Below are 24,981 nucleotides of genomic sequence, written 5' to 3'. Positions count from 1 at the left end.
TCGTTCCGTGTCTCGACCGCGCTCGTAACGACTGGCAAACGGGCCGACCTGATGGAACCCCGCGCTCTTGGGCCTGATCCGGGGTCTGATCGTGGTGGGCGCTGACGGGTTCGAACCGCCGACCTACTCGGTGTAAACGAGCCGCTCTACCAGCTGAGCTAAGCGCCCCACGCGGGATGCTGTTGGCAGCATGCGCGGCGGATCGCAAGGGGTTGGGCGATCGGTGCGTCGCAAGCCGGCCATCACCCGCGACGCGTCGATGGAAGCGGGGTGACGACGGTGGCGTATGCGTTACTTCGGCAGCGTGATCTCGTAGAGCTTCGGCCAGTTCTTGCCCGTCACGTAGAGGCGGCGCGCCGTGCGGTCGTAGGCGATGCCGTTGGCGACCGAATCGCGATCGGTGGCCGCGACGTCGGCGACGAGCGCGGACAGGTCGACGATGCCGCGGACCGCGCCGGTGGCGGGATCGATCCGCGCGATCGCGGGCGTCATCCAGATGTTGGCGAGGATCTCGCCGTTCACATATTCGAGTTCGTTGATCTGGCGGAGCGGGCGGCCGGCGAGCGTGACCGTCAGGCGGCGCGCGACCTTCATCGTCGCGGGATCGAGGAAGCGGAGCACCGGCGTGCCGTCCGACAGGATGATGTGGCGGCCGTCGTCGGTCATCGCCCAGCCCTCGCCCTCGTAACGGAAGCCGCCGGTGCGTTTCAGGAGGGGGAGCGACCAGCGATAGCCCTGACCGCCATGCCAGGTGACGCTGCGCAGCTCGCCCTTCCACGCGACGATGCCCTCGCCGAAGACCGCGGGCGGGAGCGCGACCTGGCGGACGACGCGCCCGGTGGGGAGATCGACCTCGCGGATGTACGACTGGCCCTCGCGGCCGGTGCTTTCGTAGAGCTTGCCCGCGGTGACGAGCAGGCCTTCGGTGAAGGCCGCGGGATCGTGCGGGTAGGTGCGGACGATCGTCGGACGGCCGACGGGCGGGGTGGCGGGTTCGGCGGCGCCGAGCGTGCAGAGCGCCGCGAACGCGAGGGCGAGGCGCGCGATCACAGCGTGCGGACCAGCCGGACCGCGCGTGCGATCCAGGGCGGATCGGCGACGACCTGTTGCCGGGCGCCCGTGCCGAGCGGGAGGAGGTGGAGCTTCGCATCGGCAGGGTCGCGGCCGATGAGGCGGCCGAAGAGGAACTTGCCGGTGGGGCGGGGGACGAGGATGTCGCGGTTCATGGCGTCGGCGAACATGGCAGGCGCGAGCGGTTCGCACCAGAGCGCGTCGCCCGCGCGATAGTCGCCGACGCTGCCCGTGACGGTGACCGCGACCATGCCGGGACCGGGCGCGGGCGGTGCGACGGTGGCGGACCGGCGCGGGGCGTGCGCGCCGCCCGCGTCGAGGAGCGCGGCCACGGGCAGGTCGGCGCGATCGGGGAGCGTGACGAGATCGGCGGCGGTGACGCCGAGCGCGACGGCGATCCGGTTGAGCCACGCGACCGAGACGGTGCGAGTGCCCGTCTCGAGGCGGCCGATCGTCTGTGCGGTCGTCGGGGGAACGCAGGCGCGCGCGACGTCGTCGAGTGTCATGTGCTTCGCGCGACGGACTTCGCGGATCGCGGTTATCATGGGCGGGTCTTTCTAACCAGATCGGTTTTAACGCTGTCCTACAAAGCGGGCGGCATGGCAAGCACCGGCGCGAAGGAGACGGCGATGCGGGATCTGGTGGAGCGCGGGGTGGATGCGACGGGGGTGACGGCGGAGGCGCCGGCGCGGGGGCGGCGGTCCGTCCGGGTGCATGTCGGCGAATCGCCGCTGGCGTGGTTGCGGTCGCGGGACATGATCGATGCGCGGCAGTTCGAGGCGGGCGAGCGGCTGCGTGGCGATTACGAGATGGCGTCGCTGGGTGCGCGGGTGACGATGCGATGGGCGGCGCGGGTGGATGGCGGCGCGGGGGGTGAGCGCCTCGACCCGACGATGGCGCAGGTGTCGGCGAAGCGGCGGTTCGACGCGGCGGTGGCGGCGGCCGGCCCCGGGCTGGCGGATGTGCTGTGGCGGGTGGTGTGTGCGGGCGAGGGACTGCCGGTGGCGGAGAAGGCGCTGGGCTGGCCGGCGCGGGCGGGCAGGGTGGTGCTGACGCTGGCGCTCGACCGGGTGGCGGGGCATTACGGGTTGCGGTAGGGCGTGGTCACTCTTGATGGAGGGACGCGTCGGGGCCGGCCCCCTCCGTCAGGCCTGCGGCCTGCCACCTCCCCGTGCCGGGGAGGATCTTTTGAGGATCATCAGGGTGAAGCTGTCGTTCGTGAAATGCCATGGGTCCGGGAACGCGTTTCCGCTGGTCGATGGGCGGGGCGTCGATTTCGACGACGCGACCTGGGCGCGGGTGGCGCGCGCGCTGGCGGATCGCGACGGACCGGTGGGCGGCGACGGGATCCTGGTGTTCGACGACAGGGTTGCCGCGCCAGCGCGGTTTTCGATGCAGATGCGCAACAACGACGGATCGGAGGCGGAGACGTGCCTCAACGGACTGCGGCTGGTGGCGCGGATGGGGTTCGAGACGCTCGGGATCGATGCGGCGACGGTGCGGCTGAAGACGAGCCGCGCGACGGTGGCGCGCGACACGGATCTGGCGGCGGGGGTCTACACGGTGCGCGAGACGGCGGGGCCGGCGACGCTCGACGTGGCGGCGTGGCCGATGGCGATCGGCGCGGAGACGCTGGTCGAGGCGGTGGTGCCGGCGCTGTCCGGGACGCTTCGGTTCACCGCGGTGGCGATCCCGAATCCGCACCTGATCGCGTTCGTCGATACGATCGACGAGGCGGAGCTGGTGCGGGTGGGATTGCTCTGCGAGGCGGCGCCGGCGTGGCTGCCGAACCGGGCGAACGTGTCGTTCGTCGAGGTGCGCGCGCGCAATGCGATCTTCGTGCGGACGCATGAGCGCGGGGTGGGGCTGACCGACAGCTGCGGGAGCGCGATGGCGTCGTCGACCTATGCCGCGTGCCTGACCGGGCGATGCGACTGGGGCACGGACGTCACCGTGTTCAATGCGGGCGGACTGGTACGCGCGCGGGCGGAGCGCGATGCTATGGTGACGCTGTCGGGCAATGCGACCTGGGAATGGGCGGGGTCGATCGCGGTCGATCCGGCGACGGGGGCGCTGGGGGACCTGGTGGTCGAGCGGCGGTTTCCGGCGGAAGTGGCGGCGTGGGCGGCGGTTCGGGCGGCGGCGGGGTAGGGGGTGGCGGAGAGTCGCTGCGCTTCCGCCCGTTTCGGGCGACGTCGGGAAACGTAGCGCGGCGGCTGTGGCAGGTTTCTCGACTTCGCTCGAAACGAACGGGTGTACCCGGACCTCTCGTCGACGAAGCGGTGCTCGTGGGGATGACGAACGGCTAGATCGCGATTGATAACCAGATCGGTTATTTGTTCTTGACAGCGCGACGCTGTTTTGGTACATATCAGGAACGCTGAGGAATTGCGGGTCGGGCGGTGTCGGGGCGGGGGCCCGGGCGTCGCGCCGGCCCGTTCGCGTTTATGCCGGGGGGCCTGACATGGTGGTGACGACGGGCAAGCAGCGCCGCATGCCGGTGCGCGCGGCGCGCAAGGGCGGATGGACGAAGGCGCGCCGCGCCAGGTTCCTGTCGGTGCTGGCGGAGACGTGCAACGTGCGCGCCGCGGTGCGCGCGGCGGGGATGGGGCAGCGCGAGGTGTACCGGCTGCGCCAGCGCGACGCGGAGTTCGCGGCGCTTTGGGCGGAGGCGCTGGCGAGTGGGTATGACCGGATCGAAACAACGCTGATGGCGCGGGCCATGGGCGGCGGTGACGGCGACGACCGGGTCCGCGAGGACAATCCCGACGAGGACGAGATCGCGGCGGCGGATAACGGCGAGGCGGCGGCTGGGCCGTTCGATGCGGACCTGGCGCTCAAGCTGCTGGCGCAGCGCAATGCGGCGCTGCGTGCGGGCGGGGCGCGGCGGGGGCCGGCGCTCCAACGGGTGACGCTGACTGCGCTGGAGGCGTCGCTGCTGCGCAAGCTGGACGCGCTGGAGAAGGCGATCGCGCGGCGTGGGCCGGTGGTGTCCGCTTGAGCGGCGCGGAGACGACGGTCCGCGCGCTGGCCGAGCGTGCCACGCGGCTGGGCGTGGCGGACCGGCTGACGCTGCTTCGGCGGCTGGGCGCGCCAGGACAGCGGACGCTGGACGAGGCGTGGTGGCTGTGGGCGCATCCGGGGCAGCTGGCGCCTGTGGGGGATTGGCGCGTGTGGCTGATCCGCGCGGGGCGCGGGTTCGGGAAGACGCGGGCCGGCGCGGAATGGGTGAGCGACATCGCGCGGCGCGTGCCGGGCGCGCGGATCGCGCTGGTCGGCGCGACCGGCGACGATGTGCGCCGCGTGATGGTGGAGGGGCCGAGCGGGATCCTGGCGGTGGCGCGCGCGGACGAGCGCGTCGACTGGCGCGCGAGCGCGGGCGAGCTGACCTGGGGGAACGACGCGGTCGCGCACGTCTATTCGGCGGAGGCGGGCGAGGCGCTGCGCGGCCCCGAGCATCATGCGGCGTGGTGCGACGAGCTGGCGAAGTGGCGGCACGGCGAACGCGCGTGGGACAATCTGATGATGGGGATGCGCGTGGGCGACGATCCGCGCGTGCTGGTGACGACGACGCCCCGGCCGACCGCGCTGATGCGGCGCGTGATCGCGACGCCGGGGCTGGCCGAGACGGTGGGGCGGACCGCGGACAATCCGCACCTGCCCGCCAGTTTCGTCGCGGCGATGGCGGAGAGCTATGGCGGGACGCGGACCGGGCGGCAGGAGCTGGACGGCGAGATGCTCGACGACGTGGCGGGCGCCTTGTGGACGCGCGCGATGGTGGAGGCGTGCCGGGTCGAGGCGGTGCCCGCGGTGGCGCGCGTGGTGGTGGGCGTCGATCCGCCGGCGGGGGTCGGGCACGATGCGTGCGGGATCGTCGCGGTGGCGAAGGCGCGCGACGGGCATGCCTATGTGATCGAGGACGCGAGCGTCGTCGGCGCGACGCCCGAGGGCTGGGCGCGCGCGGTGGCGGCGTGCGCGGCGCGGACCGGCGCGGACCGGGTGGTGGCGGAAGCGAACCAGGGCGGGGCGATGGTCGCCTCGACGCTGAAGGCCGCGGAAGCCACGATGCCGGTGACGCTGGTGCATGCGACGCGAGGCAAGGTGGCACGCGCGGAGCCGGTCGCGGCGCTCTACGAATGCGGGCGGGCGTGGCATGTCGGCGCGTTTCCCGCGCTGGAGGACGAGCTGTGCGGGCTGGTGACCGGCGGCGGTTATGAGGGGCCGGGCCGCTCGCCCGACCGCGCCGACGCGCTGGTCTGGGCGATGACCGCGTTGATGCTCGGCGGGCGCGAGGGCGGCGGGCCGGCGGTGCGCGGGGTGTAGGCGGTACGCTTCGTTTCGAGCGGCGATGCCCCTCCACCACCCTTCGGGTGGTCCCCCTCCCCCTCCGGGGGAGGATCTGAGTCAGGAGATCTTGCATGAAATGGTTCGGCTTCGGGGCCGGGCGCGAAGGGTCGCGTCCGGTGCTTTCGCGTGGAGGTGGTCTGGGCGTCGCGGCGCCGCCGGGAAGCTGGCCGCAATCCTATGAGGCGCAGGTTCGCAGCGGGTATCTGGGCAATGCGGTGGCGCAGCGGGCGGTGCGACTGGTGGCGGAGAGCGTGGGCGGGGCGCCGGTGGATGCGTCGGACCCGGCGCTGGCGGCGCTGGTGTCGGCGCGGTCGGGCGGGCAGGGGCTGACCGGCACGGTCGCAGCGCAGCTGCTGCTGCACGGGAACGCCTATGTCCAGGTGCTGCGCGATGCGGACGGCGCGGCGGCGGAGCTGTTCGCGCTGCGGCCCGAGCGGGTGAGCGTCGAGGCGGATGCCGGCGGGTGGCCCGCGGCGTACCGGTATGCGGTCGCGGGGCGGGTGACGCGGCTGTCGACCGAGGAGGTGATCCATGTGCGCGCCTTCTCCCCGCTCGACGATCATTACGGCGCGGGGTGCCTGGGGGCGGCATCCGCGGCGATCGCGATCCACAATGCGGCGGCGATCTGGGCCAAGGCGCTGCTCGACAACGCCGCGCGGCCGTCGGGGGCGCTGGTCTATGATCCCGGCGACGGATCGACCTTGTCGGCGGACCAGTTCGAGCGGCTGAAGCGCGAGATGGACGGCGGCTTTGCGGGCGCGGCCAATGCGGGACGGCCGATGCTGCTGGAGGGCGGGCTGAAGTGGCAGGCGATGAGTCTCAGCCCCGCGGACATGGACTTCGTGGGGACGAAGGCGGCGGCGGCGCGCGAGATCGCGCTGGCGTTCGGGGTGCCGCCGATGCTGCTCGGGCTGCCGGGCGACGCGACCTATTCGAACTACAAGGAGGCGAACCGCGCGCTGTGGCGGCTGACGGTGCTGCCGCTGGCGGACGCGGTGCTGTCCGCGCTGGCGGGGGGCCTCGCGCCGTGGTTTCCGGGGGGGACGCTGACGGTCGATCTCGATCGGGTGCCCGCACTGGTCGATGATCGCGAGCGGCTGTGGCGACTGGTGTCGGCGGCGGACTTCATCACCACCGAGGAGAAGCGGCAGATGGTGGGGTGGGCGCAGTGATCCTTCAATACGCGCCCCTTCGACTGCCTGCCTGCGGCAGGCGCTCAGGACAGGTCTCGATACGCGCCTGCGGCGCTACTCGATCGCTACTCGGGACGAGCGGACATGGGGGTGGGGCATGATGCAGTCCCAGGCAAACGGGGCGCAGGGCGGGGCGGTGCTGGCGCAGCTGATCGCGCAAGCGGCGGCGGCGGGGGCGGACATGGCGACGCTGCGCGCGATCGCGGAGGAGGCGGGCGAACTGGGCGCGATGCGCGCGCTGACGCGGCTGGGGCTGTCGGACGAGGGGGCGTTGCGCGACGTGGCGGAACTGCGCGAACTGCTGGCGGCATGGCGCGATGCGAAGCGATCGGCGTGGAAGGCGGTGGCGGGGTGGCTGTCCGCGATCGTGCTGGCGGCGCTGGCGATCCGGCTGGGGTTCGGGGAGTGGGTGAAGTGATCCTTCGAGACGGGTCTTCGACAAGCTCAGCCCCTCCTCAGGACGGGCGGGTACGGATCACGGGCTACGCGGCGGTGTTCGACCGGGTCGACCGGGCGGGGGACGTGGTGCGCGGTGGTGCGTTCGCGGACGCCGTGCCGGTGCCGCTGCTGGTGCAGCATCGTGGGGACGCGGTGGGCGAGATCCTGGCGATCGGGGAGGATCCGACCGGCGTGTGGATCGAGGCCGACGTGACCGCGCCCGAGGTAGCGGCGGCGGTCCGGTCAGGCGCGTTGCGGGGACTGTCGGTGGGGTATCGCGCAACCGCGGTCCGGCAGGGCGCGTGGCGGGAGATCCTGCGCGCGGTGCTGGTCGAGGTGAGTCTCGTCGCGATCCCGATGCAGGCGGCGGCGCGGTTGACGAGCGTGGAGTCTATGGGCGCCCCGCTTCCGGCCCAGGGGTAGGAAGAAGCGGAATCCCCGCCTTCGCGGGGATGACGAGAGGTTTTTCGGGGCGTGGCCGGTCGGCTGCGCCCCTTTTTCTTTGCAAGCAGGAGACGGACATGGGTGAGACGGTGATGGCGCGGCCGGTGCTTGAGGGTGCGGCTGCGGGCAAGAGCGATGCGGCATTCGCGGGTTTCGTGCGGACCGGTGCCGCGATCGAGATGAAGGCGTTCACCGGGGTGACCGGGGATGCGGGCGGCTATGCCGTGCCGCGCGAGATCGATGCGGAGATCGGGCGCGTGCTGACCGCGGCGAGCCCGATCCGCAGCATCGCGAACGTGGTGACGGTGGGAAGCGCCGGGTATCGCAAGCTGGTGACGACGGGGGGCACGCCCTCGGGCTGGGCAGCGGAGACGAGCGCGCGGCCCGAGACGGCCTCGCCCGTGTTCGTCGAGATCGCGCCGCCGATGGGCGAGCTGTACGCCAATCCGAGCGCGAGCCAGGCGATGTTGGACGATGCGGCGTTCGACGTCGAGGACTGGCTGGCGGCGGAGATCGCGGCGGAGTTCGCGAAGGCGGAAGGGGCTGCGTTCGTGAACGGCAGCGGGGTGAACCGGCCGAAGGGCTTCCTGCAGCAGCCGACCGCGGCGACGCCGGACGGGGTGCGTGCATTCGGGACGCTCCAGCATAGCGCGAGCGGGGCGGCGGGCGATTTCGGCATGAACCCGCAGGAGCGGCTGATCGACCTGGTCCAGGCGTTGCGCGCGCCGTACCGGCAGGGGGCGTCGTTCGTGATGAATGCGGCGACGCTGGCGCGGATCCGAAAGTTCAAGACAAGCGACGGCGCGTTCGTGTGGCAGCCCTCGCTGGCGGCGGGGCAGCCGGCGACGCTGCTGGGCTATCCGGTGGTGGAGGCCGAGGACATGCCCGACATCGCGGCGAACGCCGCCGCGATCGCGTTCGGCAACTTCAAGGCTGGCTACGTCATCGCGGAGCGCAGCGAGACCGCGATCCTGCGCGATCCCTATTCGAACAAGCCGTTCGTCACCTTCTACGCCACGAAGCGCGTCGGCGGGTGCGTGGCGAACAGCGAGGCGATCAAGGTGATGAAGTTCGCGGCCTGACGCGCGGCCTTCCCCCTTATCTTTCCTTCTCCCCCGGCGGGGGAGAGGGGTTTTGCTTCGGAGACTTTCGATGGATCAATTTGCCAATCTGGCGGACCAGGTGTCCGCGCCGGCGTCGCGGGCGGTGGCAGTCGTGCCGAGCGATGCGGCAGTGTTGGCCGATGTGCCCAAGGCGATCTGGGTCGGGCGCGGCGGGACGGTGGTGCTGCGCGGCGCAGACGGGGCGGACAGCGTATGGCGGGGGGTGCAAGACGGCACCGTGCTGCCGTTCCGCGCGCGCGGGGTGCGTGCGACGGGGACGACCGCGGCCGACCTGCTGGCGCTGTACTGATGCGCGGCGTCGGCATGGCGATCGGACTGGGGCCGGCCGTGACGCGCGGCATCGCGCGCGCGGCGGGGACCTATGACTTCACCGGCGGGACGCTGCCGCCTGGCGCGTCGCTGGCGCGTGCTTCGCAGGCGACGAGGATCGCGCCCGACCGTCGGATCGAGACGGTGGCGGCGGACGTCGCGCGGTTCGATCACGATCCGCGCACGGGGCTGCTGCTGGGCCTGCTGATCGAGCCCGAGGCGACCAACCTGATGCGGGGCGCCACGGGTACGGCCACCGTCGCCTGTACGGCGACGCCGGGGGGCGCCGATCCGGCAGGTGGCACATCGGCGGTGCGGATGGTGGTGAGCGGCAGCGATCCGTCGTTGCGGATCGATCCGCCGGTGCCGCTCGCGCCGCGCGGGATCGCGATCGCGACGAGCCAATATATCCGCACGACCTCCGCGACGACCGCGGTGGCGACGTCGTTCGCGATCGCGTCCGGCTATTCCGAAGTCCAGGTGGTGACACGGATCGTCGATCAGGACTGGCGCCGATTCGTCCAGATGGTGACGACGATGACGAGCGACGTGCCGGTATTCGTCGTCCGGCTCGATCCGTTCGACGGCGAGGGCGGCACCAACGACCCGGCGATCGGCGCGACGATGGACACCGCCTTCTGGCAGATCGAGCTGGGCGCGCGCGCGACGAGTTATATCCCGGTGATCGGCAACGCACCGACGACGCGCCGCGAGGACGTGCTGACGCTCGACTGGGGCCGACGGGGCGTCGCCGACGGCACGACGACGGTGCGTTACGTCTTCGACGACGACAGCCACGCCGATGTCGCGACGACGATCGCGGACGGGCGGGCGACGGTGCCGACGACGTTGCCGCGATCGGTGATCCGGCGTGCGACCGCGCTGTAGCAACCAAGGGGACAGGACATGGACGTGATGACGGACGGCGCCGACGCGCGCCGGGCCAAGGCGTGAACGCGTCCGCGATTCCGCCGGCTGCGGTCGCGGCGGCCTCCGCAGCGGCGCGCGCGTTCCTGCGCAGCGACGCGGCGGGCGAGGACGCGCTGGTCGAAAGGCTGGCGGCGACCGCGATCCAGCTGGGCGAGGCGTTCACGGGGACGCTGTTCGTGCGGCGCGGGTGCGAGGACGTGCTGGCGGCGGCGAGCGGGTGGCAGCCGCTGGCGGCGGTGCCGGTGGTGGCGATCTCGGGGGTGACCGGGCTGGTCGCCGACGGGGCGCCGTTCGTGCTGTCCGCGGCGGACTTCGCGATCGATATCGACTCCGATGCGCGCGGCTGGGTGCGGGTGCTGCGCGGTGGCGCGGCGACGCGGGTGGCGGTGGCCTATCGCGCGGGGCTGGCGGAGACCTGGGACATGCTGCCCGCGCCGATCGCGCAGGGCGTGGTGGCGCTGATCGCGCATCTGTTCGACGACCGCACGGGCGCGACGTTGCCGCCCGCTGCGGTCGCGGCGCTGTGGCGACCGTACCGGCGGATGCGGATCGGGGAGGAGGCGCGCGCATGAGCGGCGCGGTGGAGCGCATCGCGGCGGCGCGCGCGGAGGCGGTCGCGGCCCGGTTGGCGGAGGCGCTGGCGGGCGAGCCATGGGTGAGCGTGACGCGCGCGGGGGGCGATGTCGTCGTCACCGGGCGCGCGCTCGACACGGTCGCGGCGCTGCGCTGGCCGGCGGGGCTGGTGCGATGAGCGCGGCGGGAGCGGTGCTTCAGGCGGCGGTGGTCGCGGCGCTGGACGATGCGCTGGCGGGCTTCGCGGTGTTCGACGCGCCGCCGGTGCGCGGGGGCGTGCCGCACGCGATCGTCGAGGAGCCGGTGCTGGCGGACTGGTCGACCAAGGACTGGACCGGGCGCGAGGGGCGCGTCGCGGTGACGCTGGTCGATGCGGGCGAGCGGCCGGTGCGCGTGCGCGCGGCGATCGGTGCGGTCGAGGATCGGGTGGCGGCGCTGGCGCGCGACCTCTCCGGCGGGTGGCGGGTGGCGACGGTGACGCTGGTGCGGTCGCGGCTGGTACGTGCCGGCAGCGACCGGTGGCGCGCGACGATCGAGTTTCAGGTGCGGATGCACCGGGTGGACGGCTGAGGGAGACACGAGATGGCGGTGGAGAAGGGATCGGCGTTCCTGCTGAAGGTGGGCGACGGGGCGACGCCGCCCGCGTTCGCGACGGTGGCGGGAATGCGCACGACGCAGATGAGCGTCAACGGCGAGGCGGTGGTGGTGACGACGAAGGATTCGGGCGGGTGGCGCGAGCTGCTGTCCGGGGCCGGGGTGCGCCATGTCAGCGTGTCGGCGGCGGGGGTTTTCACCGGATCGGCGGCGGAGGCGCGGGTGAAGGCGGGGGCGCTGGCGGGAACGCTCGACGACTATCGGCTGACGTTCGAGGGGGGCGAGACGATGACCGGGCGGTTCCTGGTGACGCGGCTGGACTATGCCGGCGATTTCAACGGCGAGCGATCGTACACGCTGGCGCTGGAGAGTTCCGGCCGGGTGGTGGCGGCGTGACGCCGGCGGCGAACCCCGTCCGGGGGGAGGCGTCGTTGCGGGTGGCGGGGGAGACACTGGTGCTGCGGCCGACCTTCGCGGCGCTGGTGGCGGCGGAGGCGGAGCTGGGACCGCTGTTCGCGCTGGTCGAGCGCGCGGCGTCCGGCGGGCTGACGCTGGGGGAGATGGTGGGGCTGTTCTGGCACTGCCTGCACGATGCGCCCGAGGGGGTTGCGCGCGACGCGGTCGGCGAGGCGGTCGTGGCGGCAGGGCTGGCGGGGGTGACGCCGGCGCTGAAGACGCTGCTGGGACAGATCCTGGGCGGGCGGTGAGTGTCGCGGGGACACGGCGATGATGCGTTTGCCGACGCCGCGACGCGGCTCGCGGGGCTGGCCGGCGTCGTCTTCGGGTGGAGCCCGGATGCGTTCTGGCGCGCGACGCCGGCGGAGCTGGGCGCGCTGGTGGCGGTGATCGTGGGGGATGAGGGGCTGCCGCCCGATGCGGGTCTGGTGGCGCGGTTGAGAGAGGCGTTTCCCGATGGATGACGAGATCGAGCGGCTGGTGGTGCGGGTGCGCGCCGACACGGCCGGGTTCGCACGCGACGTGGCGACGATGCGCGAGACGCTGGACGGGCCGTTCGGCGCGGGCGTCGACCGCGCGGGGCGCGCGCTGGAGACGACGCTGGCGCGCGCGGTGCGAACGGGCAAGCTGGGGTTCGAGGACCTGGCGAAGGTGGCGTTGCAGACGCTGAACGCGATCGCCTCGGCGGCGCTGCGCGAGGGGATCGACACGATCCTTGGCGGCGGAGACCGAGGCGGTGGACATGGCGGACTGCTGACCGCGTTGGGGCGCGTCGTAGGCGGACTGCCGGGGCGCGCGACGGGCGGGCCGGTGTCGCCGGGGCGCGCATATCTGGTCGGCGAGCGGGGCCCGGAGATGTTCGTGCCGACCGCGACCGGATCGATCGCGACAGGCGGGAGCGGCGCGCGCGAGGTGCGGGTGGCGATCACCGTCAATGCGCGCGGGGGCGAGGCGCCGGGGGCGCTGGCGCGGTCCTCGCGGCAGGTGGCGCGGGCGGTGAAGGCGGCGCTGGCGGGAGTGGAGGACTGATGGGGTGGTGGCTGGCGCGCGAGCGGGACGAGCAGGCGGAAGGCCTGATCTCGCGGTTCGATCCTCGGTTCTGGACGGTGGACTTTCCACGGCCGATGATGGCGGCGGTGACGACGCCCGACGCGGCGGACGCGCTGCGGGTCGATTGCGTCTTCTATCGGCGCGACGATCTGGCGGGGCTGATCTGGGCGTCGGCGGATGCGTACGACCACCCGCTGTTGGGGTACGAGACGAACCGGGATTACCGGGGGTGCGGGCTGACGTTCCGGTGGCGGTCTTCGGGGGTGAAGCCGCTCGACGCCATTCATGGGCCGACGCTGACGATCGAGGGTCGCGACGAGGGCGGCGTGGCGCGGGCCTGGTACGTGCGGCTGTGGAACCATGCGGTGGGGACGCCCGAGGATGCGGTCGTCACGATCGACTTCGCGGATCTCGACGGCGGGTTCGCGCTGCCGGGGGAGGCGGACCCGGTGTGGGCGGGGGATGTCGAGCGGATGTTCGTGTCGCTGGTCGCGCCGGGGTTCGATACGACCGATGCGCCGCTGGATGCGCCCGCCGAAGGGTGGGTCGAGCTGAGCGGCATGGCGTGCACCGGAGTCGATTGCGTGCTGGCGATCGGCGAGGTGGTGGTGCCCGAGCATGGGCTGGGAATCGCGAGCGGGTATGACGACAGCTACAACCTGACGCCCGCGCGGCTGCTGCGCAACGCGCTGATGCTCGGCTATCGCGGGGCGATCGACCATTATGTGGGGATGAGCCATTATTTCCGGCTCGAGGGAGCGGCGGGCGGGCTGTTCGTCTCGCTGGCGGGCGGCGCGCTGAACGTCGCGTGCGCGGCGTGGCACCGGGATTTCGCGCGGCGGGCGAAGGCGCTGGGCTATGACGTGATCTGGTCGCTGAGCTACGAACTGTTCGACGCGCATTGCTGGGGGGACTGGAAGCAGCGGGCGGCGGACGGGTCGCCGGCGCTGACGGGGTGGGTGCCGCCCTCGACGCTGCTGTCGCCCGCGCAAGGGTCGGCGATGGCGTATCTCCAGGTGGTGGCGCGCGCGTTCCTGGCGATCGCGGGGGCGGCGGGGTTGCACGCGAGATTCCAGGTGGGCGAGCCGTGGTGGTGGATCCGCGGGGACGGGACGCCCTGCCTCTATGATGCGAGCGCGGTGGCGGCGTTCGCGCCGGTGCCGATCGCGAGCGTGAAAGGGGTGCTGTCCGCGGCGCAGTGCGCGACGCTGGATGTGGCGGGGGCGTGCCTCGCGGCGTCGACCGCGGCATTGGTGGCGGCGGTGCGCCTCGATCATCCGGCGTGCGAGACATATCTGCTGGCGTATCTGCCGACGGTGCTCGATCGCGAAGCGCCCGAGGCGAAGCGCGCGAACCTGCCGGTGGGGTGGGCCAGCCCGGCGTTCGATGTGCTCCAGCTCGAGGATTATGACTGGGTGACCGCGGGGGACACCGCCTCGACGCGCGCCGGCGTGGCGGCGGCGGAGGCGCGGCTGGGGTATCTGGTGGCGCAACAGGACTATCTGTCCGGGTTCGTGCTGCGCGCCGAGCAGGCGATGCAGTGGCGCGAGATCGATGCGGCGGCCGACGCGGCGCGACGGCGCGGGGTGCGCCGCGTGTTCCTGTGGGCGCTGCCGCAGGTGATGCGCGACGGGTTCGTGCACTTTGACGGGGAGAATGATTTGGAGGCGTTCGACGACGTGACGTTCCCGATCGCGCTGGGGCGCGAGGCGGAGGTGAGCCCCGAATATGCGACCGCGATCACCGCGAGCGCGGGCGGGCGCGAGGCACGCAATGCGGGTTGGGCGGAGGCGCGGACGCGGTACGACGTGGGGCCGGGGGTGCGCAGCGAGGACGATATCCGCATGCTGCTCGACTTCTTTCGCGCGCGGATGGGGGCGGCGCGCGGGTTCCGGTTGCGCGATCCGTTCGACTTTGCGGGCGATGCGACGATCGGCGCGGGCGACGGCGCGACGCGGCGGTTCGCGCTGGTGAAGCATTATGGCGGGGTCGCACGGCGGATCACGCGGCCGGTGGCGGGAAGCGTGTCGGTCTCGGTCGGCGGGGTCGCGACGCAGGCGTTCGCGGTCGCGCCGGGCGGGTGGGTCGTGCTCGATGTGGCGCCCGCGACTGGAGCGGCGGTGAGTGCGCGATTCGTGTTCGACGTGCCGGTGCGCTTCGCGGAGGACCGGCTGAACGTGACGCGCGCGACGTTCCTGGCGGGAGCGGCGGCGTCGGTGCCGCTGGTCGAGGTGCGCGACGATGTTGGGTGACGGGTCGGGTGACGCGGTGACGACGCTGGCCTTGTGCTGGCGGGTCGAGCGGCGCGACGGGGTGACGATCGGGCTGACCGATCATGACCGGGATCTGGTGATCGACGGACTGGTCCATCGCACCGCGCCGGGGATGGTGCCCTCCGCGATCGTGCGGAGCGACGGGCTCGACGCGGATACGATGGAGGTGGCGGGCGCGCTGTCGGCGGCGGCGATCGGCGAGCGCGACCTGCTGGCGGGGCGCTGGGACGGGGCGCGGGTGGCGCTGTTCGCGATCGACTGGGCGACGCTGGACGGACGGATCGCGCTGGGCGTCGGGACGATCGGGGCGGTGGAGATCCGTGACGGGGCGTTCTCCGCGGAACTGCGCGGGGCGACCGCGGCGCTCGACGCGGCGGTGGTGGAGGAGACGTCGCCCGATTGTCGGGCGGAGCTGGGCGACCGGCGGTGCCGGGTGGCGATGGCGGGGCGGCGGCGGTTCGCGGGGGTGGTGGCGGGCGCGGGCGCGACGCTCACGATCGATGCGGCCGAGCCGGTGGCGAATGCGTGGGGCGGGGGGCTGGTGCGATGGATCGGGGGCATGAATTCGGGGCTGGAGAGCGCGGTCGCGGTGTCCGCAGGCTCCGAGCTGACGTTGTTCTCGACACCGCGGCTTGCGGTGGCGGCGGGGGACCTGATCGAGACGATCGAGGGATGCGACAAAACGATCGCGACCTGTGCGGCGCGATTCGGGAATGCGGCGAACTTTCGCGGGGAGCCGTATCTGCCGGGGGTGGACCTGCTGACGCGCTATCCGGGGGGGTGATCGTCGCGCGGGCGCGGGCGTGTCTCGGAGGGCGGTTTCGCGCGCATGGGCGGGATCCGGTGGAGGGGCTCGATTGCGTCGGGCTGGTCGCGGTGGCGCTCGGGGTGGGCGGGATGCCCGATGGGTATGCGATGCGGCGCGGTGATGCGGCGGGCGTGGCCGGGATGATGCGCGCGGCGGGGTTGCGCGCGGTCGGCGGGGCGGCGGCGGGGGACGTGCTGCTGGCGGCGAGCGCGCCGGGGCAACTGCATCTGGCGATCTGGACCGGCGACGGCGTGATCCACGCCGATGCGATGCTGCGGCGCGTGGTCGAGCGGCCGGGCGACGTGCCGTGGCCGGTGCTGGGACGCTGGCGGATGGGGGATTGAGACGATGGCGACATTGGTGCTGACCGCGGTGGGCGGCGCTATCGGGGGGCCGATCGGCGCGGCGATCGGTGGAATGCTGGGGCAGGCAGTCGACGCGCGGGTGCTCGCGCCCAAGGGCCGGCAGGGACCGCGACTGAGCGAACTGTCGGTGCAGACCTCGTCCTACGGCACCGCGATTCCGCGGATCTTCGGGACGATGCGCGTGGCGGGGACGGTGATCTGGGCGACGGACCTGGTCGAGCACGCCTCGCGGTCCGGCGGCGGCAAGGGGCAGGGGGCGTCGACGGCGTACAACTATACTGCGTCGTTCGCGGTTGCGCTGTCGGCGCGCGTGCTCCTGCGCGTCGGGCGCGTGTGGGCGGACGGCGCGCTGTTGCGCGGAAGCGGGGGCGACTTCCGGGTGGCGACCGGGTTTCGCGTGCATCGCGGGGACGAGGCGCAGGCGGTCGATCCGCTGATCGCGGCGGCGGAGGGGATAGGGCTGGCGCCGGCACATCGCGGCTTGGCCTATGCGGTGTTCGAGGATCTGGCGCTGGCGGAATTCGGGAACCGGATCCCGTCGCTGACCTTCGAGGTGATCGCGGATGAGGGCGCGGTGCCGGTCGGCGCGGTCGCGACGGCGCTGGCGTCGCGGACGGTGTTCGGCGCGGGGCCGATGCTGGCGCTCGATGGGTTCGCGGCGGCGGGGGACAGCGTGCGCGGGGTGCTGGAGGCGTTGCAGGCGGCGAGCGGGGCGTGGTTCCGCGCGGTGCCCGGTGGCGTCGCGATGGAAGCAGGGAGCGGAGAAACGATCGTCGTCGAGGATGCGGGCGCGGGTGGCGCGCCCCACCGGACGCGTGCGATCGCGCCGGTCGACACGCTGCCGCGGACGATCTCGGTCCGGCATTACGATCCCGCGCGCGACTGGCAGGTGGGCGTCCAGCAGGCACGGCGACCGGGGGCGGGGCGCCGTGTCGAGCGGGTCGAGGTGGCGGCGGCGATGTCCGGCGCGGTCGCCAAGACGATCGCGGCGGCGATGCTGGCGCGCGGCGAGGCGGAGCGGACGCGGCGACAGGTGACGCTCGACATGCGCGGGGCTGCGATCGCGCCGGGCGCACGGGTGACGATCGCGGGTGAGACGGGCGAGTGGCGAGTTGCGCGGACGACGATCGAGGCGATGGCGACGGTGCTGGAACTGGTGCCGATCCTCGGCATGATGCCGGCGGTCGCGGCGACGTCGGGCCGCGTGCTGGCGCAAGCGGACATCGCGGGCGTGGCGACGATCGTGCGGGTGTTCGAGACGCCCGCGCTCGACGAGGCGCTGCTGTCCGCGCCGCGTCTCTCGATCGCGGCGGCGGGGGTTTCGCCGGGGTGGCGACGGGCGACGTTGCTGTACAGCCTCGACGATGGCGCGACGTGGGGTGAGGCGGAGGTGACTGCGGCGCCGGCGACGATCGGCGCGCTGGCCGGGGCAGTCGGCAGCGGGACGACGACGTTGGTCGACCGGGCCGGTACGATCGAGGTGGCGCTGGCGCATGCTGGTATGGTGCTGTCGTCGGCGGAGGCGGGCGCCGTCGATGCAGGGGCGAACGTCGCGCTGGTCGGGGACGAACTGATCCAGTTCGCGCGCGCCGACATGGTGTCCGCCGGACGGTGGCGATTGTCGGGGCTGCGGCGCGGGTGGCGCGGGACCGAGGCGCGCGCGCATGCGGCGGGAACGCCGTTCGTACTGGTCGAGGCGGCGAGCGTGGCGACGATCGCGTTGCCGTCCTGGGCGATGGGGCGGACGGTGCGCGTGCTCGCGAGCGGGGCGGGCGACGGCGGGGGCGCCGCGACGGCCGAAGCGGTGGTGGCGGGGGTGTCGATACGTCCCCCGGCACCCACCGCCGCGACGCGCACGGTGCTCGCGGATGGCGGGATACGCCTCGGGTGGCGGCGACGGAGTCGCGTCGGCTGGCAATGGCGCGACGGGGTCGACACGCCGCTGGGCGAAGAGACCGAGCGCTACCGGGTGACGATCGTGGCACCCGACGGCACGCGGCGGGCCACGGAGACGACGATGCCGATGCTGGACCTGCCCCCAGGCGACGCCGGCGTGGGGACGGCGATCTCGATCCGGCAGGTGGGCGTGGCCGGCGAGTCGGCGGCGCTCGAACTCACCCTTTGAAGGACGACGATCATGGCGAATACGACCGAGCGATTGATGATGCCGCTGCTCCATGCCGGGCAGGCGCAGAAGGAACTGACGCACAACGAGGCGCTGGCGACGCTCGACATCGCGGTGGCGGCGGCGGTGTCCGGCGCGCGGGACACGCCGCCGGCCGGGCCTGTGCCGGGCGAGGCATGGATCGTCGGCGCGTCCCCGACGGGGGCGTGGACCGGACAGGCGGGGGCCATCGCAGGGTGGACCGCGGGTGGCTGGCGCTTCGTTCCCGCGACGGAGGGGATGACGGCGTGGTCGGTGCCCGGGCGGGTGACGCTGCGCCGCGAAGCGGGGGTGTGGCAGCACGGTGTCGTGCGGGGCGACCGCCTGGCGATCGGCGGCGTCCAGGTGGTGGGCGCGCAGGCGCCGGCGATCGCGGCTCCGGCGGGAGGTACGGCGATCGATACCGAGGGGCGGGCAGCGATTTCGCAAATCCTCACCGCCTTGCGCGCCCACGGACTGATCGCAGGATGACGATGGACGGACCGTGTCGTTTGAGCAACACTAGAGTTTTTGTGCGCTTGCGCGGAAACCAACGTTCCGATAGTGGGTTTGCGTGTCCGTAGTGACAACCTAGAAAGGGGATTAAGATGCGGAAGATTGCCGTAGTTCTGGCACTCGCCTCCACCGCACTCGCCACACCCGCCCTCGCCCGCGACAAGTCGTGGTACGTTGGCGCCGAGGGTGGTGCGATGATCGTGGAAGATATCAATTACGACATCGGTGCGCTCAGCAACGCCGGGACCGTCGACCACGACTATGGCTACGACGCCGGCGGCATGATCGGTTACGACTTCGGTGCATTCCGCCTCGAAGCCGAAACCAGCTATCGTTCCGCGACCGTCGATGGCTATCGGTCGACGACGACGACCCCCTATGTCACGGCAGCTGGCGGCGTCGCGAACGCACCGGCGGGTTCGTATGGCTATGCAGGCGGGCGCAGCTCGGCGCTCAGCTTCATGGTCAACGGCATGCTCGACTTCGGTGACGACGATGCCATCTCCGGCTTCGTCGGCGGCGGTGTCGGCGTTGCGCGCGTCAAGGCCAAGTATGGCCTGAACACGCGTCGCGATTTCCTGAACGACTCGGACACCGTGTTCGCGTGGCAGGCCATCGCGGGCGTTCGCGCTCCGTTGACCAACCACCTCGACGCGACGTTGAAGTATCGCTTCTTCAACGCCGACAACGTCAAGTTGGTCGACATCTCGAACCGCACGCTGGACGGCCGTTACCGGTCGCACAGCATTCTGGGTGGGCTGACGTACAACTTCGGCGAGCCGGCAGCACCGCCGCCGCCGCCGCCGCCGCCTCCCCCGCCGCCGCCGCCTCCGCCGCCGCCGCCGCCGCCTCCGCCCGAGGTGGTCTGCTCGCCGGGCCCGTTCATCGTGTTCTTCGAGTGGGACAAGTCGGACATCACGCCGGAAGCGTCGTCGATCCTCGACAACGCGGTTACCCAGTACCAGAGCTGCGGCAACGCCAAGGTCATGGTCGCTGGTTTCACCGACACGTCGGGCACCGCGAAGTACAATGTCGGCCTCTCGCAGCGTCGTGCGGATGCGGTAAAGTCCTACCTGTCGTCGAAGGCAGTCGCGGACACGAACATCACCACGGAAGCGTTCGGCGAAACCCGCCTGCGCGTCCAGACCGCGGACGGTGTCCGCGAGGTGCAGAACCGTCGCGTCGAGATCACCTACGGACCGGGTTCGGGCCAGTAAGCCCGGATCCTCGGGTCCCGAGGGTTTCGAAAAGAAGGGAGGTCGGCGAAAGCCGGCCTCCTTTTTTTGTGCCTCGCGCATCGGGGCTGTTCGACCATCTCTGCTGACGATTGTCGGTGTATGCCCGGCCGATGGCAGGGCCGACCTTCGCCCAGGGTTGGCGGCGGGCCGTTCGGTGCTATCCGGCGTCTTCATGGCCGATCAGCCGTCAAGTTCGCGAGGTCGATCGCCCGGACGGGCGCTGTCATCTCGGAGCCACGGCAGGCGCCTGCTCACTCCCATATGTGAGACGAAGCGCGACCCCGGCTCAAGGCAGGGGTGACAGGTCAAGATACCTGATGTTCCACGATGGCGACTTTCCGATACGGCTGGATAGTCCGCGTATCCTTGGAAGGGCCGCTTTTGCGCCGATCCTCGCGTTGACGAGTATGCCGCGTGGGAGCCGCGCCGGCGCCATCGCGTCGCGACGGGTGGCTTTTTCCGCCGCCGTAGCTAGAGGCAGGCGCAGCGACCGGTGGAGGATTCTCACATGCGTATCACGATGATCGGATCGGGCTATGTGGGGCTCGTCTCTGGCGCCTGCTTCTCCGATTTCGGGCATGACGTGACCTGCGTCGACAAGGACGCAGCCAAGATCGAGGCGCTGCTGGCCGGGCGGATGCCGATCTACGAGCCGGGGCTCGACCAGCTCGTCGCGGCGAACGTCGCGGCGGGACGGCTGGCTTTTACGACCGACTTGGCGGCGGGCGTCGCCGGCGCGGAGGCGGTCTTCATCGCGGTGGGCACGCCCTCGAGACGTGGCGACGGGCATGCCGACCTGACCTATGTGTTCGACGCGACGCGTGAGATCGCCGCGGCGGCGACCGGGCCGCTGGTGGTCGTCACCAAGTCGACGGTGCCGGTGGGGACGGGCGACCGGGTCGAGGCGATCCTGCGCGAGGCGCGGCCCGATATCGCGTTCGCTGTGGTGTCGAACCCCGAGTTCCTGCGCGAGGGCGCGGCGATCGGCGACTTCAAGCGGCCCGACCGCGTCGTCGTCGGGACCGAGGATGCGCGCGCGCGTGAGGTGATGCGCGAGGTGTACCGGCCGCTGTACCTGTCCGAAAGTCCGCTGATGTTCACCGGGCGGCGCACCGCGGAGCTGACGAAATACGCGGCGAACGCGTTCCTGGCGACCAAGATCACCTTCATCAACGAGATGGCGGACCTGTGCGAGGCGGTGGGGGCCGATGTGCAGGACGTGGCGCGCGGGATCGGGCTGGACAACCGGATCGGGCGCAAGTTCCTGCATGCGGGACCGGGCTATGGCGGGTCGTGCTTCCCCAAGGACACGCTCGCGCTGCTCAAGACCGCGGAGGATTACGAGACGCCGGTGCGGATCGTCGAGGCGGTCGTCCAGGTCAACGACGCGCGCAAGCGGGCGATGGGGCGCAAGGTGCTGGCGGCGCTGACGGGAGAACTGCGCGGGCAGACGGTCGCGGTGCTGGGGCTGACGTTCAAGCCGAACACCGACGACATGCGCGACGCGCCGTCGATCGCGATCATCCAGGCGCTGACCGATGCGGGCGTCACGGTGCGCGCGCACGATCCCGAGGGCATGGCGACCGCGCGGACGGTGATGCCCGACATCACCTATTGCACGGGAGCGTATGACGCCGTGGCGGGCGCGGACGCGGCGGTGATCGTGACCGAGTGGGACGCGTATCGCGCGCTGGACCTGAAGCGGCTGGCAGGGGTGATGTCGGCGCCGGTGCTGGTCGACCTGCGCAACGTGTATCATCGCGTCGAGGCGGAGCGGGCGGGTTTCGCCTATACCGCCGTCGGCCGGTGACGCCGCCGCCGATCGGCGGGGTGCTGGAGACGGCGCTCTATGTCGACGACATCGCACGATCGGCGGCGTTCTTCCGAGACGTGGTCGGGCTGGCGCCGATGTTCGAGAGCGAGCGGCTGGTCGCGTTCGATGCGGGGCAGGCGAGCGTGTTGCTGGTGTTCGCGCGGGGCCAGTCGACCGCCGACGTCGCGACGCCGGGCGGGACGATTCCGGCGCACGACGGCGCGGGGGCGCTGCACATGGCGTTCGCGATCGACGCCGACCGCTACGAGGACTGGCGCGCGCATCCGGCCGCGGCGGGGATCGCGATCCGCAGCGAGGTGACATGGCCGGCGGGGGGACGGAGCCTGTATTGCGCGGATCCCGACGGCCATGTCCTCGAACTCGCGACGCCGGGGCTCTGGCGGAACTACTGAGCCAGCGCCGACGCAAGCCAGTCCGGGACGATCGCGTCGCCGAGCGATTCGACGCGGCGGTGCTCGATCATCAGGCCCAGGTCCGGATAGGCGATACGGGTGCGGTCGGTTTCAGGGCCGATCGGGGTGACGACGAGGCGGCGGTTCACCTTCGCGCGGTGGTGCATCCGCGCGGTATTCTCCTGCCCGACATAGCAGCCCTTGGCGAAACTGACGCCGTTCAGTTCGCGCGCGTTGCATTCGAGCCATAGCGTTTCGCCCGAACCAAGTTCCGCCACGCCTTCGGTCACGCCAAGGGACAGGCGGTGCCGGGCCCAGCCGGTCGCGGCGCCGGCTGGCGGGGCGAGCCAGCGATGGCCGAGATCGGGCAGGCGCGGATCTGGCGAGGTGCCTTCGAGCGACCAGTGCACCGCGAGCGTTTCGTCGCGCGCGATCGTGATGGGGCGGCGCAGGCGATACATCGACAGACGGCGTATGAGCGCATCGGCCTGTGCGACTTCGCAATCGATCAGGATGTCGTCGCCATCGCTCCAGAGGATGAAATCGAACAGGGCCTTGCCTTGCGGCGACAGCAGCCCGGTCCAGCATGGGAGCGAACCTGCGACGTCGTTGGTGACGAGTCCCTGGAGGAAGCCGCGAACGTCTTCTCCAGTGAGGCGGATCACCGCGCGGTCGGCGAGCATCGTGGCGGTGTCCATCATCCCTAGCTAGGGATCGCGCCGCCCGCCCGCAACGCCGGGTGCTTGAGACGGATGCTGGGGCCGGTCGCTGGGGCCGGGTGTCGGGGTCGGTTGCCCGACGGCGTCGCGCCGCGTAATCGTGCGCGTCATGACCGACCACCTCACGATCCGCCGCCCCGACGACTGGCATGTCCACCTGCGCGACGGCGCGATGCTGGAGGCGGTGGCCGGGCATACCGCGCGCCAGTTCGCGCGCGCGATCGTGATGCCGAACCTGACCCCGCCGGTGACCACGATGGCTGCGGCGCGCGACTATCGTGCGCGAATCCTGGCGGCCGTACCGGCGGGGAGCGACTTCACGCCGCTGATGACCTGCTACCTGACCGACGGGGCCGATGCCGACGAGATCGTGCGCGGGCATGGCGAGGGGGTGTTCACCGCGTGCAAGCTGTACCCGGCGAACGCGACGACGAACTCGGCGCACGGGGTGACCGACATTCGCCGGATCGCGCCGGTGCTCGAGGCGATGCAGCGCATCGGCATGCCGTTGCTGATCCATGGCGAAGTGACCGATCGCGACATCGATATCTTCGATCGGGAGGCGGTGTTTATCGACCGCGTGCTGATCGGGCTGACGCGTGATTTTCCCGCGCTGAGGATCGTGCTCGAACATATCACGACCGCGGAGGCGGCCGCGTTCGTGGCGGAGGCCGATCACCCGATCGCAGCGACGATCACACCACAGCACCTGCTGGTCAACCGCAACGCGATCTTCAACGGCGGGCTGCGTCCCCACGCCTATTGCCTGCCCGTCCTCAAGCGCGAGCGGCATCGCGCGGCCGTCAGGGATGCTGCGGTGTCGGGTAGCCCGCGCTTCTTCCTAGGCACCGATAGCGCGCCGCACGAGGTGGGACGTAAGGAATCGGCGTGTGGGTGTGCTGGCATCTTCAACGCGCCGTTCGCGCTGGAGAGCTATGCGCGGGTGTTCGACGACGCGGGCGCGCTGGACCGGTTCGAGGGATTCGCCTCCGAGCATGGCGCGCGCTTCTACGGGCTGCCGCTCAATGAGGGGACGGTGACGCTGGAGCGCGGGGCGGTGACGGTGCCCGAGCAGATCGGGGCGGTCGTGCCGTTCCATGCGGGCGAGACGCTGGGGTGGCGGTTCGTGGGGTAAGGTCGATTGGTACGTGTGGCCGGACCTGGGCGAAGCCCAGGTCGTCGAACGGGCTGAGGCCCGCCGGCCGGGCTTGCGCGAGCCAGGGGTGAAGGCCCTGCCGCGCTGCGCCTAGAACGGCAGCCATTTCGAGGTGCGGGTGAACTTCATGTACCCGACGTTGACGCCCGCGCGCCAGCCGACGCCCAGCCGCACCGGGATCAGCACGACGTTGCCGCGCCGCAGATACGTCGCGGCGAACCCGCCGACGAAATAGAGCCGGCCTTCCGCCGCAGGGAAGCGCTTGTAGAGCTCCGCGGTATCGTAGAGGTTGTAGACCAGTACGAAGACCTTGTTCGCGTCGCCGCCGACGTCGAACCCGACCGACGGGCCGGTCCAGTAGACGGGCATCTGTCCCTCCACCTTGTGCGTCATGATCCCCGAGCCGTAGCGCAACCCGACGACGAACGCGCCCGAGGCCTCGCGCCCGGCGATATAGGCGTTGGGTTCGCCCTGATCCTTGAGGATCTTCTCGATGATGCCGCCGAAGCCCTCCGCGCCCTTGCCGAACACGCCTTCGCCGGCGCCGATCAGGTCGTCGCGCTTGAAAGTGGCGGCGGCTTGCGTCGTGGCGTCGGCGCGCGCCTCGGTGCCGGTCTGGGGCGCGGGCGTCGCCTGCTGCGTCGGCGGGGCGACGGGATCGGCCTCGACGGGCTCGTCGGGATAGCGCTGAACCGGCTCCGCCGCGGGCGCGCGGGCGGGGCCCGAGATGTCGCCGTCGATCGCCTTGTTGGGATCGATCGTCTTGACCTGTGCGGGTGCCGACGCCGCGAACAGCGCAGCCATCATCCCGACAATCATCGTCCTGCCGCGCATTATAGTTCCCCCGGGCTGTCCCAAACCGATCGCAGCCCCCGATCGCGACATAGTAAACGCGCTCCGCCTGTCGCTGCAATGAACGGCGTAACGGCGTGAGTCGATTCCAGGGTCGATCGATCCCGGCGAGGCACCGGTCGCGTCAGTGCGGGTTCGACCTTGCCGCGAATCGCT

The 24,981-nt window shown here is 71.7% G+C and carries 30 protein-coding genes and 1 tRNA gene; 26 read left to right on the top strand and 5 right to left on the bottom strand.

The genetic code is table 11. The features are described from left to right. Positions 1 to 92: 92 nt before the first annotated feature. The 3 genes from ACV7NO_RS16660 to ACV7NO_RS16650 form a co-directional block, all read right to left on the bottom strand. Positions 93 to 168, bottom strand: a tRNA-Val gene (locus ACV7NO_RS16660). A gap of 123 nt (positions 169 to 291) precedes the next feature. Then, positions 292 to 1,050, bottom strand: a complete 759-nt coding sequence (locus tag ACV7NO_RS16655; RefSeq protein ID WP_463407072.1) for a glutaminyl-peptide cyclotransferase — start codon at positions 1,048 to 1,050, stop codon at positions 292 to 294. Further along, positions 1,047 to 1,616: a helix-turn-helix domain-containing protein gene (locus ACV7NO_RS16650; protein WP_463407071.1), complete on the bottom strand. Its 570-nt coding sequence runs from the start codon at positions 1,614 to 1,616 to the stop codon at positions 1,047 to 1,049. Before ACV7NO_RS16650 ends, ACV7NO_RS16655 begins: the two co-directional genes overlap by 4 nt. 84 nt (positions 1,617 to 1,700) lie before the next feature. Here ACV7NO_RS16650 and ACV7NO_RS16645 point away from each other — a divergent pair, with 84 nt between their 5' ends. The 25 genes from ACV7NO_RS16645 to ACV7NO_RS16525 all read left to right on the top strand — a co-directional run bounded on the left by ACV7NO_RS16645 (position 1,701) and on the right by ACV7NO_RS16525 (position 22,098). Further along, entirely contained in the window at positions 1,701 to 2,168 is a 468-nt protein-coding gene (locus tag ACV7NO_RS16645; protein WP_463407383.1) for a DUF6456 domain-containing protein, read from the top strand. Positions 2,169 to 2,274: 106 nt separating this feature from the next. Then, the gene (gene dapF, locus ACV7NO_RS16640) at positions 2,275 to 3,222 is read left to right on the top strand and encodes a diaminopimelate epimerase (protein WP_463407382.1); all 948 of its coding nucleotides are present in this window, start codon (positions 2,275 to 2,277) and stop codon (positions 3,220 to 3,222) included. A 313-nt stretch (positions 3,223 to 3,535) separates the two neighbouring features. Further along, on the top strand, positions 3,536 to 4,072 hold the full coding sequence (locus ACV7NO_RS16635; RefSeq protein ID WP_463407070.1) for a hypothetical protein: 537 nt from the start codon (positions 3,536 to 3,538) through the stop codon (positions 4,070 to 4,072). Beyond that, positions 4,069 to 5,394 carry a DNA-packaging protein gene (locus ACV7NO_RS16630; protein WP_463407069.1) on the top strand — a complete coding sequence of 442 codons (1,326 nt, stop codon included), beginning with the start codon at positions 4,069 to 4,071 and terminating at the stop codon, positions 5,392 to 5,394. The genes ACV7NO_RS16635 and ACV7NO_RS16630 overlap by 4 nt, the downstream gene beginning before the upstream one ends. Positions 5,395 to 5,489: 95 nt before the next feature. Beyond that, positions 5,490 to 6,590 carry a phage portal protein gene (locus ACV7NO_RS16625; protein ID WP_463407068.1) on the top strand — a complete coding sequence of 367 codons (1,101 nt, stop codon included), beginning with the start codon at positions 5,490 to 5,492 and terminating at the stop codon, positions 6,588 to 6,590. 118 nt (positions 6,591 to 6,708) lie between these two features. Beyond that, positions 6,709 to 7,029, top strand: a complete 321-nt coding sequence (locus ACV7NO_RS16620) for a DUF6127 family protein (RefSeq protein ID WP_463407067.1) — start codon at positions 6,709 to 6,711, stop codon at positions 7,027 to 7,029. Next, positions 7,017 to 7,472, top strand: a complete 456-nt coding sequence (locus tag ACV7NO_RS16615; RefSeq protein WP_463407066.1) for an HK97 family phage prohead protease — start codon at positions 7,017 to 7,019, stop codon at positions 7,470 to 7,472. Before ACV7NO_RS16620 ends, ACV7NO_RS16615 begins: the two co-directional genes overlap by 13 nt. 98 nt (positions 7,473 to 7,570) lie before the next feature. Then, positions 7,571 to 8,575, top strand: coding sequence for a phage major capsid protein (locus ACV7NO_RS16610; RefSeq protein ID WP_463407065.1), 1,005 nt, complete (start codon positions 7,571 to 7,573; stop codon positions 8,573 to 8,575). A gap of 70 nt (positions 8,576 to 8,645) precedes the next feature. After that, positions 8,646 to 8,906 (top strand): spike base protein, RCAP_Rcc01079 family, encoded by a 261-nt coding sequence (locus ACV7NO_RS16605; RefSeq protein WP_463407064.1) that lies wholly within the window; start codon positions 8,646 to 8,648, stop codon positions 8,904 to 8,906. Continuing rightward, positions 8,906 to 9,814, top strand: a complete 909-nt coding sequence (locus ACV7NO_RS16600) for a phage head spike fiber domain-containing protein (protein ID WP_463407063.1) — start codon at positions 8,906 to 8,908, stop codon at positions 9,812 to 9,814. Before ACV7NO_RS16605 ends, ACV7NO_RS16600 begins: the two co-directional genes overlap by 1 nt. A gap of 62 nt (positions 9,815 to 9,876) precedes the next feature. Further along, positions 9,877 to 10,428: a head-tail connector protein gene (locus ACV7NO_RS16595; RefSeq protein ID WP_463407062.1), complete on the top strand. Its 552-nt coding sequence runs from the start codon at positions 9,877 to 9,879 to the stop codon at positions 10,426 to 10,428. Beyond that, complete coding sequence (locus tag ACV7NO_RS16590; protein ID WP_463407061.1) at positions 10,425 to 10,607, top strand: hypothetical protein; 183 nt, start codon at positions 10,425 to 10,427, stop codon at positions 10,605 to 10,607. Before ACV7NO_RS16595 ends, ACV7NO_RS16590 begins: the two co-directional genes overlap by 4 nt. Next, entirely contained in the window at positions 10,604 to 10,999 is a 396-nt protein-coding gene (gene gp17 / locus ACV7NO_RS16585; RefSeq protein ID WP_463407060.1) for a tail completion protein gp17, read from the top strand. Before ACV7NO_RS16590 ends, gp17 begins: the two co-directional genes overlap by 4 nt. 12 nt (positions 11,000 to 11,011) lie before the next feature. Beyond that, positions 11,012 to 11,419, top strand: coding sequence for a phage major tail protein, TP901-1 family (locus ACV7NO_RS16580; RefSeq protein WP_463407059.1), 408 nt, complete (start codon positions 11,012 to 11,014; stop codon positions 11,417 to 11,419). Then, entirely contained in the window at positions 11,416 to 11,730 is a 315-nt protein-coding gene (locus ACV7NO_RS16575) for a gene transfer agent family protein (RefSeq protein ID WP_463407058.1), read from the top strand. The genes ACV7NO_RS16580 and ACV7NO_RS16575 overlap by 4 nt, the downstream gene beginning before the upstream one ends. Beyond that, complete coding sequence (locus ACV7NO_RS16570; RefSeq protein ID WP_463407057.1) at positions 11,731 to 11,943, top strand: phage tail assembly chaperone; 213 nt, start codon at positions 11,731 to 11,733, stop codon at positions 11,941 to 11,943. Further along, on the top strand, positions 11,936 to 12,508 hold the full coding sequence (locus ACV7NO_RS16565) for a tail tape measure protein (RefSeq protein ID WP_463407056.1): 573 nt from the start codon (positions 11,936 to 11,938) through the stop codon (positions 12,506 to 12,508). The genes ACV7NO_RS16570 and ACV7NO_RS16565 overlap by 8 nt, the downstream gene beginning before the upstream one ends. Further along, on the top strand, positions 12,508 to 14,781 hold the full coding sequence (locus ACV7NO_RS16560) for a DUF2460 domain-containing protein (protein WP_463407055.1): 2,274 nt from the start codon (positions 12,508 to 12,510) through the stop codon (positions 14,779 to 14,781). The genes ACV7NO_RS16565 and ACV7NO_RS16560 overlap by 1 nt, the downstream gene beginning before the upstream one ends. Beyond that, entirely contained in the window at positions 14,771 to 15,586 is an 816-nt protein-coding gene (locus ACV7NO_RS16555) for a DUF2163 domain-containing protein (RefSeq protein WP_463407054.1), read from the top strand. The genes ACV7NO_RS16560 and ACV7NO_RS16555 overlap by 11 nt, the downstream gene beginning before the upstream one ends. Before the next feature lie 59 nt (positions 15,587 to 15,645). Then, positions 15,646 to 15,954, top strand: a complete 309-nt coding sequence (locus ACV7NO_RS16550) for a peptidoglycan endopeptidase (RefSeq protein ID WP_463407053.1) — start codon at positions 15,646 to 15,648, stop codon at positions 15,952 to 15,954. Between the two features lie 4 nt (positions 15,955 to 15,958). Next, positions 15,959 to 18,100 (top strand): GTA baseplate fiber-binding domain-containing protein, encoded by a 2,142-nt coding sequence (locus ACV7NO_RS16545; protein WP_463407052.1) that lies wholly within the window; start codon positions 15,959 to 15,961, stop codon positions 18,098 to 18,100. A gap of 12 nt (positions 18,101 to 18,112) precedes the next feature. Next, positions 18,113 to 18,610, top strand: a complete 498-nt coding sequence (locus ACV7NO_RS16540) for a DUF2793 domain-containing protein (protein ID WP_463407051.1) — start codon at positions 18,113 to 18,115, stop codon at positions 18,608 to 18,610. A gap of 116 nt (positions 18,611 to 18,726) precedes the next feature. Beyond that, positions 18,727 to 19,851, top strand: a complete 1,125-nt coding sequence (locus ACV7NO_RS16535) for an OmpA family protein (protein WP_463407050.1) — start codon at positions 18,727 to 18,729, stop codon at positions 19,849 to 19,851. Positions 19,852 to 20,380: 529 nt separating this feature from the next. Continuing rightward, on the top strand, positions 20,381 to 21,682 hold the full coding sequence (locus tag ACV7NO_RS16530) for a UDP-glucose dehydrogenase family protein (RefSeq protein WP_463407049.1): 1,302 nt from the start codon (positions 20,381 to 20,383) through the stop codon (positions 21,680 to 21,682). Next, positions 21,679 to 22,098: a VOC family protein gene (locus ACV7NO_RS16525; RefSeq protein ID WP_463407048.1), complete on the top strand. Its 420-nt coding sequence runs from the start codon at positions 21,679 to 21,681 to the stop codon at positions 22,096 to 22,098. Before ACV7NO_RS16530 ends, ACV7NO_RS16525 begins: the two co-directional genes overlap by 4 nt. Here the strand turns inward: ACV7NO_RS16525 and ygfZ are convergent. Further along, entirely contained in the window at positions 22,092 to 22,796 is a 705-nt protein-coding gene (gene ygfZ, locus ACV7NO_RS16520) for a CAF17-like 4Fe-4S cluster assembly/insertion protein YgfZ (protein ID WP_463407047.1), read from the bottom strand. The two genes, ACV7NO_RS16525 and ygfZ, sit on opposite strands and share 7 nt — an antisense overlap. Before the next feature lie 130 nt (positions 22,797 to 22,926). Between ygfZ and pyrC the strand changes: the two genes are divergently transcribed. Next, positions 22,927 to 23,952 carry a dihydroorotase gene (pyrC, locus tag ACV7NO_RS16515; protein ID WP_463407046.1) on the top strand — a complete coding sequence of 342 codons (1,026 nt, stop codon included), beginning with the start codon at positions 22,927 to 22,929 and terminating at the stop codon, positions 23,950 to 23,952. 111 nt (positions 23,953 to 24,063) lie between these two features. Here the strand turns inward: pyrC and ACV7NO_RS16510 are convergent, their stop codons facing one another. Continuing rightward, positions 24,064 to 24,807 carry a DUF1134 domain-containing protein gene (locus ACV7NO_RS16510; protein WP_463407045.1) on the bottom strand — a complete coding sequence of 248 codons (744 nt, stop codon included), beginning with the start codon at positions 24,805 to 24,807 and terminating at the stop codon, positions 24,064 to 24,066. Positions 24,808 to 24,981 lie beyond the last annotated feature (174 nt).

This window comes from Sphingomonas sp. Ell38C01 (assembly GCF_055231975.1).
The sequence above is the reverse complement of the archived record's forward strand: the minus strand, read 5'-3'. Positions and strand labels throughout refer to the sequence as shown.

Coding starts and splice junctions, on each gene's coding strand:
- ACV7NO_RS16650 (WP_463407071.1), bottom strand. CDS start 1,616: ATGATAACCGCGATCCGCGAAGTCCGTCGCGCGAAGCACATGACACTC.
- ACV7NO_RS16645 (WP_463407383.1), top strand. CDS start 1,701: ATGCGGGATCTGGTGGAGCGCGGGGTGGATGCGACGGGGGTGACGGCG.
- ACV7NO_RS16635 (WP_463407070.1), top strand. CDS start 3,536: ATGGTGGTGACGACGGGCAAGCAGCGCCGCATGCCGGTGCGCGCGGCG.
- ACV7NO_RS16625 (WP_463407068.1), top strand. CDS start 5,490: ATGAAATGGTTCGGCTTCGGGGCCGGGCGCGAAGGGTCGCGTCCGGTG.
- ACV7NO_RS16620 (WP_463407067.1), top strand. CDS start 6,709: ATGATGCAGTCCCAGGCAAACGGGGCGCAGGGCGGGGCGGTGCTGGCG.
- ACV7NO_RS16610 (WP_463407065.1), top strand. CDS start 7,571: ATGGGTGAGACGGTGATGGCGCGGCCGGTGCTTGAGGGTGCGGCTGCG.
- ACV7NO_RS16605 (WP_463407064.1), top strand. CDS start 8,646: ATGGATCAATTTGCCAATCTGGCGGACCAGGTGTCCGCGCCGGCGTCG.
- ACV7NO_RS16600 (WP_463407063.1), top strand. CDS start 8,906: ATGCGCGGCGTCGGCATGGCGATCGGACTGGGGCCGGCCGTGACGCGC.
- ACV7NO_RS16590 (WP_463407061.1), top strand. CDS start 10,425: ATGAGCGGCGCGGTGGAGCGCATCGCGGCGGCGCGCGCGGAGGCGGTC.
- gp17 (WP_463407060.1), top strand. CDS start 10,604: ATGAGCGCGGCGGGAGCGGTGCTTCAGGCGGCGGTGGTCGCGGCGCTG.
- ACV7NO_RS16580 (WP_463407059.1), top strand. CDS start 11,012: ATGGCGGTGGAGAAGGGATCGGCGTTCCTGCTGAAGGTGGGCGACGGG.
- ACV7NO_RS16565 (WP_463407056.1), top strand. CDS start 11,936: ATGGATGACGAGATCGAGCGGCTGGTGGTGCGGGTGCGCGCCGACACG.
- ACV7NO_RS16560 (WP_463407055.1), top strand. CDS start 12,508: ATGGGGTGGTGGCTGGCGCGCGAGCGGGACGAGCAGGCGGAAGGCCTG.
- ACV7NO_RS16555 (WP_463407054.1), top strand. CDS start 14,771: ATGTTGGGTGACGGGTCGGGTGACGCGGTGACGACGCTGGCCTTGTGC.
- ACV7NO_RS16545 (WP_463407052.1), top strand. CDS start 15,959: ATGGCGACATTGGTGCTGACCGCGGTGGGCGGCGCTATCGGGGGGCCG.
- ACV7NO_RS16540 (WP_463407051.1), top strand. CDS start 18,113: ATGGCGAATACGACCGAGCGATTGATGATGCCGCTGCTCCATGCCGGG.
- ACV7NO_RS16535 (WP_463407050.1), top strand. CDS start 18,727: ATGCGGAAGATTGCCGTAGTTCTGGCACTCGCCTCCACCGCACTCGCC.
- ACV7NO_RS16530 (WP_463407049.1), top strand. CDS start 20,381: ATGCGTATCACGATGATCGGATCGGGCTATGTGGGGCTCGTCTCTGGC.
- ygfZ (WP_463407047.1), bottom strand. CDS start 22,796: ATGGACACCGCCACGATGCTCGCCGACCGCGCGGTGATCCGCCTCACT.
- pyrC (WP_463407046.1), top strand. CDS start 22,927: ATGACCGACCACCTCACGATCCGCCGCCCCGACGACTGGCATGTCCAC.
- ACV7NO_RS16510 (WP_463407045.1), bottom strand. CDS start 24,807: ATGCGCGGCAGGACGATGATTGTCGGGATGATGGCTGCGCTGTTCGCG.